Raw genomic sequence first — 8,351 nt, 5'->3', positions numbered from 1 at the left:
GCTGGGCTCCGGACTGCCTGACTCGGGGATCGTGGGTTCCGGGCTGCTGCGGGACGGCGGTTGCGTCGKCTCGGCCTCGTCGTCCGAGCCGGAGKACGGCGAGKGGCTCGGTGTGGGCGACGGGCTCCGCGTCTGGGAGGAGCCGAGCAGGCTGTCCAGCACGTCACCCAGGCCGAGGGTCAAGGAAACCTGGGCCGACGGCGGGGTGGACGCCGCTGGGGATAAACCGGTGGCAGCATTCGAGGCAGGAACTCCCGCGGAAACAGCCAGTACCKCCCCGAACGCGGCTGCTGCTGCGCCGCGTCGAAGGCTCCTATGGCGCCGGGTCGTCGTTGTTGACACGTTGGACCTGAAAATAACCATGGTCATCGAGCCTAGCCGGAATCGTCCGGGAGGAAAAACCGGCGGAAATCCGCGGAATACCGGGCAGTAACCCCGGAGGTTTGAGGGGTTCAGGGTGCATTTGGGGCCGCTGTGATTCGTGTGGCTGAGGGGGCGTCAGGGACTCCGGAATGGGTCCCCGAAGTGGTTGTAGGCGAMGGTTCGACAGCGGCGTTTGGCGCATCGGCGTGTGGAAGCAGCGGTMGGGGCGGCACCCTTTTAGGCCAGGAGGGTGCGAACCTGCTGGGGGGTGTCGGCCACGATCGCGGCCAGCCCGTTGCCGGACAGCCATCCMCCCACGACGGCGAGGGTGCCGTCCGCGGCGCAGACGCTCCGGACGGCGGCGACACGCTGTTTGTGGCCGAGGGACGCAAACGGCAACGCACCGGCCCAGCGGACCACGTCCCAGCCMACCACGTCCCCGGCGGTGACCGGGACCGACAGCAGGGCCGAGGCGTCGGCCAGGGCTGCGCGGAACAGTTCCTCGTCCGAGCGCGTCGGTTCCGAGCGCGGCTCAGCCGCTCCCGGGCCGCGGGCTTCCGGCGTCGCGACGGGGTCAGCACCCCGTCCGTAGGAGAGCCGGAGCACGTGCCTGCCCGGTCYGGTCCGGTCCGCTAGCCAGGCCCATTTGGCGGTGCCGTGCGTCAGTGCTTTGGCCTGTATCCCGGGGCTCTGCGGGGCGACGAGCACGCCCGTACCGCGCGGCGCCGAGTCGAGCGCCGGGAGATCCACCACGAGGGTGACCAGGCTGACATCGGGTCCGGCGTCGGGGCGGAGGCCYGCAAGCTCCGGCAGGGATTCTTCAAGCAGCCCGGCGGCGGCGGGTCCTTCGACCGCAACCACGAGCAACCCGGCGTCGTACGTGTCCTGGTCCGTGGTGACCCGCCAGCCGCCGGCTGTGCGCTGAACGGACCGGGCCGGGGTGGCGCTGAGCAGGGTGACGCCGCGCCGGCGCAGGTCGGCCAGCAGGGCGGTCACCAGGGTGTGCATCCCGCCTCGCAGGCCAGCGACGGCGGAACCGGCTTTCTGGAGCCCGGCGGAGCTGCCCGTCCCCGGTGCGGCCGCTCCGGTGCTCGAGCTGGCTCCTCCCCTGCGTTGGGCCGCGACGGCGGCAGCGAGGGAACCGTGCCGGCGGATGCCGGCCCGCAGCCCGGGGGMCACCATGTCGACGTCGAGCACGGAGGGATCGGCCGAGTGGACGCCGCCGACCACCGGCGCAACGAGCCTCTCCAGCACGCGCCTGCCCATTCGCGCGCGGACCAGCGCTGACACACTGGTGGCCTCGTCGGCGGTGCCAAGCGAGGCCGGCAGCACAGCGTCCATGGAGGCCCGGAGGGAGCCCAGCAAGCCCAGGGACCGGMGGACTTCGGGATCCCATGGGCTGGCCGGGATGCCCAGCACCCCGGTCTTGGGCAGTTCCCGCGGGCCGTCGGGCAGTTGCACCCAGGCCCCGCCGGGGTTCGGCGCGACGATGTCGCCGGCAATCCCAAGCTCGGCGGCGAGATCGGCCACCGCGGCCGTGCGGGTAGCGAAGGACTCCGCCCCGCTGTCCAGGGTCAGCCCCGCCACAGCGTGGCTGCCGACGCAGCCACCCCAGGCGTGGCTGGCTTCCAGGACTGTGGTGCGGAGGCCGGCCCGGGCGAATTCCCTGGCCGCAAGCAGGCCGGAGATCCCTCCCCCGACCACGACGGCGGTCCCGTCAGGAGAGGTGCCCTCTGCGGCGGTACCCGCCGCGGACGTTACGGCGGCGCCTGCGTCCATGCCCCTACTCCGGTGAAATGGAGTGGATGAGTTCGACGACGCGCGTCAGCACCTCGGGATCCGTCTCCGGAGGCACGCCGTGGCCAAGATTCAACACGTGGCCGGGCGCGGCGGAACCGGCCTCGATCACCTCGCGGACGTGCGCTTCCAGGATCTCCCAGGGCGCGGAGAGGAGTGCGRGATCGATGTTGCCCTGCAGCGGAACGGTCCCGCCGAGGCGGCGGTTGGCCTCGTCCAGCGGCAGCCGGTAGTCGACCCCTACGACGTCGACGCCRACGTCTCGCATGGCGACGAGCAGTTCCGAGGTGCCGGTGCCGAAGTGGATGAGCGGTGCGCCGAGGTCCCGGACATGGTCCAGGGCCCGGGACGACGCCGGGGCAACGTAGCGCTGGTAGTCGGCCAACCCCAACGAACCGGCCCAGGAGTCGAAGAGTTGCGCGGCGGAGGCTCCGGCTTCCAACTGCGCCCGAAGGAACATGCCGGAGGCGTCGGCGGCCCAGTTGGCCAATGCCGTCCAGGTTTCCGGGTCGGCGTGCATCATGGTGCGCGGGCCGAGGTGGTCGCGGGAAGGCTTGCCTTCCACCATGTACGCGGCGAGCGTGAAGGGTGCGCCGGCGAAGCCGATCAGCGGAGTGCTGCCGAGCTCGGCCACGGTCAGCCGGACGGCCTCACGAATGGGTTCCAGGGCCTCCCATGTCAGCTGCGGCAGGGCAGCGACGTCCGCCGCCGTGCGCACCGGCACGTCCAGGACAGGACCGACGCCGGGCACGATGTCCACGCCGACGCCGGCCAGCTTGAGCGGAATGACGATGTCGGAGAAAAAGATGGCGGCATCGACGTCGTGACGGCGGACCGGCTGCAGGGTGATCTCCGAAGCCAGTTCCGGGCGCAGGCACGAGTCCAGCATGGCGACGCCCTCGCGGACCTTGAGGTACTCGGGCAGCGAGCGGCCCGCCTGACGCATGAACCAGACGGGACGGCGGGAAGGCTTGCCGCCGCGGTAGGCGGTGATCAGCGGTGAGTCCGCGGTGCGGCCGTCCATCAGCGGGTGTCCGGCGTCGAGGCCACCGGCGCCGGTCACTGCGCCTCCAACTGCGACGGCGCCGTTTACTGCCGCATCGGCGGATGAGCCGTTCTCGGACGTACTGAATTTTGTCGTGCCGGCATGTGCCGCAGCGCTTGGAGTCATGACTTCGATTGTGCCCAAATTTGCGCCTAAAAGATAACGACAGCCTGTCACGCGGGCTGTCACACTGGCCGCGGGTGCCGCGCCGTGGCGGGGATCACAGCCCTGGGTGCCGGACCCCACGCCGGGATAGTTGTTCTACACAGGCGCGAAAAAGCTATGATGGTCGTGCTGTGGTTCTTTTCTCATTGGTGGCTACACACGCCGACATCGACCTCGAAACCGTTGCTCAGTTGAGCACCGGCGCTTCCGGGCTTGCCACATCCGCCCTCGCCGGATCGCCGGCCGTGGCGGGTGCCGTTGTCCTTGCCACCTGCAACCGCTTCGAAATCTACGGGGAAGCCCGGCATCCGGACGCCGTCGACGCGGCCCGGGCTGCCCTCATCACCCAGATCAGCGGAGCCAGCGGACTCAACGACCAGCTGGTCTCCCGCGCCTTCAGCACCCGCACGGGTGCCGAAGTCAGCCAGCATCTCTTCGCGGTGAGCTCCGGACTGGACTCCGCCGTGGTGGGCGAACGCGAAATCGCCGGCCAGGTCCGCCGCGCCTTGATCACGGCCCAGCATGAAGGCACGGCCAGCTCCGGCCTGGTGCGACTCTTCCAGGCGGCGTCCAAGACCGCCAAGGACGTCGGCGCCCAGACKGCGCTTGGTTCCCGCGGCCTCTCCATCGTCTCCGTAGCACTGGATCTTGCCACCGACTTGTCGGAAAGCCCGGACTGGTCCGCCAAGAAGGCCGTCGTCTTCGGGACCGGCGCCTACGCAGGGGCCACCATGTCACTGTTGCGCGAACGCGGCTGCACCGATGTCTCGGTCTACTCCTCCTCCGGCCGTGCGCCCGGTTTCGTCGCTACCCGGGGCGGCACTGCCCTGGATGAGGACACCCTTCCGGCCGCCGTCGCCGCTGCCGATGTCATGATCGGCTGCAGCGGCTCGGACAGCCGGGTCGAAGCGGACGACCTCGCCCGGATCCGGTCGGGCTCGGCCCAGCCGCTCATCGCGATCGACCTCGCCCTGACGCACGACTTCGACCCCGCGGTCGGCGAGCTCGACGGCGTCGAACTCCTCACGCTGGAATCCGTCCGGCTCGCCGCGCCTCAGGAACAGGCCGAGTCGCTCGCGCAGGCCAGCAGCATTGTGTCCGGTGCGGCCAGCGCCTTTGAGCAGGAGCGCGAGGCGCGTTCCGTGGACTCGGCGATCGTCGCGTTGCGCCGCCACACGATGAACGTCCTGGATGCGGAAATGGAAAAGGTCCGCGCCCGGCACGGCTGCACCGCGGCCGCCGAGGAAGTCGAATTCGCCCTGCGCCGCATGGTGAAGCAATTGCTGCATGTCCCCACCGTCCGGGCCCGCGAACTCGCCGCCAAGGGACAGCAGGACGCCTACGTTGCCGGTCTTGAGGCGCTGTACGGCATTACGGTGGACCCTTCCCCCGCGACGACCGCTGCGACGGTCCGGGGTCCTGCAGATTCCGAGGCCGACTGCCCTGTGGAGCACAGCCACGCGGAGCACGGCCGCGCCGCCGGCGACATCCGCGAAACCGCGTAACTGCCTGCGGCCCTATCCGCGGCTCACCTTGCCTACCCGGCCCACCCGGGAAAAGCGTTAATTCCGGTCATGTCGGCCGACACCTGCCACAGCTGTGCGGCAGCCTCCCGGTCCACGGCATGGGCATCCACGCCCCTGATCCTCGCCTCCGGCGATCCCGGCACCGTGGTTTCGGCAATGTCGCAGTCCTCGCAGTAGACGCCGCCCATGCCCTCAAGGGCCGGTGACGTTGCGGCCCAGACCGAGGTGGCCGCACCTTGCGCYGGGGTCTTGAACCGGGCGTCGACGTTGCCGTTCTCATCCATCCAGCCCGCGGCGATCATTTCCTCGCGCGGCAGGTGCCGCTGCAGCTCCGTCATGATCCCGCCGGGATGCACGGCGAAGGCCCGCACGCCAAAGTCCCGGCCCAGGGCGTCGAGCTGGACGGCGAAGAGCGCGTTGGCCGTCTTGGCCTGGCCGTACGCCCGCCATTTGTCGTAGCCGGCGTCGAAGTTGATGTCATCGAAACKGATCCCCGAGAGCTTGTGCCCGGTGGAGGACAGCGAGACCACGCGCGCTCCCGCCGCCGCGGTGAGCGCGGGCCACAGCAGGTTGGTGAGGGCGTAGTGGCCCAAGTGGTTTGTGGCGAACTGGGACTCCCAGCCGGGGCCCACCCGGTGCTCCGGACTTGCCATGATGGCCGCGTTGTTGATGAGGATGTCCAGGCTGCGCCGKGTGCCGGGTTCCGCGCCGGCCAGGAAGCCGGCGGCGAACTTCTTCACGCTGGCCTGGTCCGCAAGGTCCAGCTCGGCCACGCTGACATCGCCTCCGCGGGTTCCCGGCGTCAGTCCGGCCGCAGCGAGGACGTCGCGGGCGTGCTCCGGCCGTCGGGCCGGCACCATAACAGTGGCGCCGGCCGACGCCAGGGCCCGCACGGTCTCCAGGCCGAGACCGGAGTAGCCGCCCGTGACCATCGCGGTCTTCCCGGCCAGGTCGATGCCGGCAACGACCTCGGCCGCCGTCGAATCCCGGCCGAAGCCGGAGCCAATCTTCTGCTGGGGTGTCAGGGTGTTTTCCTCGCTCATGACCAAGCCTTTCGCTGGAGGTACAGTTCGACGGGCAGTGCTGTTCAGGTGCCGTGGATGGACGGCCCGAAGGCCGCGACACCTGAGGGCCGGAAAGCCTCAGTACACCGRCTTCCCGGGTTCCACGTCCCGCACCCAGGCGAGGATGCCGCCTTCGAGGTGGCTGACGCGCTCGTACCCGGCCGCGCGGGCCGCGGCGAGGACGGCCGCGGAACGTGTTCCGGCCTTGCAGTGGAAGACGATTTCCGCGTCCTGGGGCAGGTCCTGCCACGCTTCGCCGGCCAGGATGCGGCCCTGCGGGATCAGCACCGAGCCGTCGATGCGGACGATCTCGTACTCCCCGCTCTCCCGCACGTCCACCAGGTGGAAGTCCTTGAGGCCGGCGTTGCGCGAGGCCAGCATCGTGGCGAGCTGGGTCGCCGTCACGGTGTGTTCGGTGCCCGCATCCGCCGTGGGGGTGATCCCGCAGAACGCCTCGTAATCGGTGAGTTCCGTGATGCGCTCGGCTTCGGGGTCCCGGGCCACCTTGATCTCGCGCCAGGTGCCGCCCAGCGCGTCATAGAGCGCCAGCCGGCCCAGCAGGGACCGCCCGACGCCGGTGATCAGCTTGACGGCCTCGGTCACCATGAGCGATCCGACGGCGGCGCACAGCATGCCGAATACGCCGCCTTCCCCGCAGGACGGCACGGAGCCGGCCGGCGGCGCCTCCGGGTAGAGGTCCCGGTAGGTGGGCCCGTATTGTTCCCAAAAGACGCTGACCTGGCCGTCGAAGCGGAAGATCGACCCCCAGACGTAGGGTTTGCCGAGAATGGCGGCGGCATCGTTGACGAGGTAGCGGGTGGCGAAGTTGTCCGCGCCGTCGAGGATGAGGTCGTAGTCGGCGAAGAGGTCCAGGGCGTTGGATGCGTCGAGGCGGACGTTATGGAGCCGGACGTTCACGAGCGGGTTCAGGGCCGCAATGGCATCACGGGCCGACTCGATCTTGGGCCGGCCCACGTCCGCGACGCCGTGGATGATCTGCCGCTGGAGGTTGCTGAGGTCGACGTCGTCGTCATCGACAATACCGAGGGTGCCGACCCCGGCGGCGGCGAGGTAGAGGAGGGCCGGAGAACCGAGGCCGCCGGCTCCAATCACCAGGACTTTCGCGTTCTTGAGCCGGCGMTGCCCGATTGCGCCGATTTCCGGAATGATGAGGTGCCGCGAGTAGCGTTCMACCTCGTCCGGGCTGAGATCGATTGCCGGGTCAACCAGCGGCCCGGGCCGCGCATCCTGCTGCGTCTGGAGGGTTGCGGGGGCGCCGGTGGCGGTGAACTTGGAAGCCATACTTCAATCTATGCCCGAAGATACCACCAGGTCATATTACCCGCGCGTAAAGTGTAGTTCAGTGCAATGTAGTTCAGTGCAATGCCGCTGAGTGTACTTGCGCGTTATTGGGTGAAGAGGGAAAGAAGGCCGACAGTGGTTCATCAGGCACCGGTGGAGCGGGACGAGACCGGCAAGCCGCCGGCCGGGCAGACGCGCAGCGGACAGCGCTCGGCACGCCTCCCCCGCGACGAACGCCGGGCGCAGCTTTTGGCGGCTGCGCAGGAAGTCTTCGTGGCGAACGGCTACCACGGTGCCGCCATGGATGAGATCGCCGAGACCGCCCATGTCAGCAAGCCTGTCCTGTACCAGCACTTCCCGTCCAAGCGGGACCTCTATCTGGCCCTCCTGGACAGCCATCTCAGCAAGCTGATTGATCTCCTGCTGGGCGCCCTGAATTCCACCAGCGACAACGACGAGCGCGTCCAGGCGGTCATGCGCGCCTACTTCCGATTCATCGCCAACGACGACCAGGCCCACCGGCTCGTCTTCGAATCGGACCTGATCAACGATCCCGACGTCAGCGCACGGTTGGAAACGTTCAACAAAACTTTTGCCGACGCCGTCGCGCGCGTGATCGCGGAGGACACCAAGCTGCCGGAACTCGAGGCCCAGCTCYTGGGCCGCGGACTGGCCGGAATGGCCCATGTGAGTGCCCGGTACTGGCTGGAAACCGACGGGGACCTGGACCTCGATGTGGCCAGCGACCTCATCTACCGTTTAGCTTGGCGCGGAATCTCCCGCTTCCCCAAAGAGTCCTAGACTACAACTAGAGATTGACCTTAGACATTTATTCGACTTTGACTGGCTGGGAGGCCCCCTGTGGAAGTAAAGATTGGTATTCAGAATATTGGCCGCGAAATTGTGCTCGAATCGGCCCAAGACGCCGACGCCGTCGCCAAGGTGGTGGGCGACGCGATCGCCAAGGGCAGCGAGCTGCGGCTGACGGACGACAAGGGCCGCCTCGTCATTGTCCCCGCCAATGTGCTGGGCTACGTGGAAATCGGCGCAGAAGAGGCCCGCCGCGTCGGTTTCGGCGCCCTCTAGCAC

The 8,351-nt window shown here is 68.8% G+C and carries 7 protein-coding genes; 3 read left to right on the top strand and 4 right to left on the bottom strand.

The annotated features are described in order from the left end of the window. Positions 1-600: 600 nt before the first annotated feature. Positions 601-2,142 (bottom strand): protoporphyrinogen oxidase, encoded by a 1,542-nt coding sequence (gene hemG, locus AC1DBQ_RS19575; protein WP_476930091.1) that lies wholly within the window; start codon positions 2,140-2,142, stop codon positions 601-603. Between the two features lie 4 nt (positions 2,143-2,146). Then, positions 2,147-3,184: a uroporphyrinogen decarboxylase gene (gene hemE, locus AC1DBQ_RS19570; RefSeq protein ID WP_476930092.1), complete on the bottom strand. Its 1,038-nt coding sequence runs from the start codon at positions 3,182-3,184 to the stop codon at positions 2,147-2,149. A 317-nt stretch (positions 3,185-3,501) separates the two neighbouring features. Between hemE and AC1DBQ_RS19565 the strand changes: the two genes are divergently transcribed. Next, positions 3,502-4,875 (top strand): glutamyl-tRNA reductase, encoded by a 1,374-nt coding sequence (locus AC1DBQ_RS19565; RefSeq protein ID WP_476930090.1) that lies wholly within the window; start codon positions 3,502-3,504, stop codon positions 4,873-4,875. Between the two features lie 32 nt (positions 4,876-4,907). On the opposite strand, the gene AC1DBQ_RS19560 is transcribed toward AC1DBQ_RS19565, so the two are convergent. Continuing rightward, a complete protein-coding gene (locus AC1DBQ_RS19560) occupies positions 4,908-5,939 on the bottom strand; it encodes an SDR family NAD(P)-dependent oxidoreductase (RefSeq protein WP_476930089.1) in 1,032 nt (343 codons plus the stop codon). A gap of 99 nt (positions 5,940-6,038) precedes the next feature. Beyond that, entirely contained in the window at positions 6,039-7,262 is a 1,224-nt protein-coding gene (gene moeB / locus AC1DBQ_RS19555; protein WP_476930088.1) for a molybdopterin-synthase adenylyltransferase MoeB, read from the bottom strand. An 81-nt stretch (positions 7,263-7,343) separates the two neighbouring features. On the opposite strand from moeB, the gene AC1DBQ_RS19550 reads away from it, so the two are divergent. Both AC1DBQ_RS19550 and AC1DBQ_RS19545 read left to right on the top strand, forming a co-directional pair. Then, positions 7,344-8,063 (top strand): TetR/AcrR family transcriptional regulator, encoded by a 720-nt coding sequence (locus tag AC1DBQ_RS19550; RefSeq protein ID WP_476930087.1) that lies wholly within the window; start codon positions 7,344-7,346, stop codon positions 8,061-8,063. A gap of 60 nt (positions 8,064-8,123) precedes the next feature. After that, on the top strand, positions 8,124-8,348 hold the full coding sequence (locus AC1DBQ_RS19545) for a DUF3107 domain-containing protein (RefSeq protein ID WP_091249068.1): 225 nt from the start codon (positions 8,124-8,126) through the stop codon (positions 8,346-8,348). Positions 8,349-8,351: the final 3 nt, after the last annotated feature.

Source organism: Arthrobacter sp. 10T413_2 (genome assembly GCF_056394205.1).
Note: the sequence above shows the minus strand (reverse complement) of the source record. Positions and strands in the feature narration are given on the sequence as shown.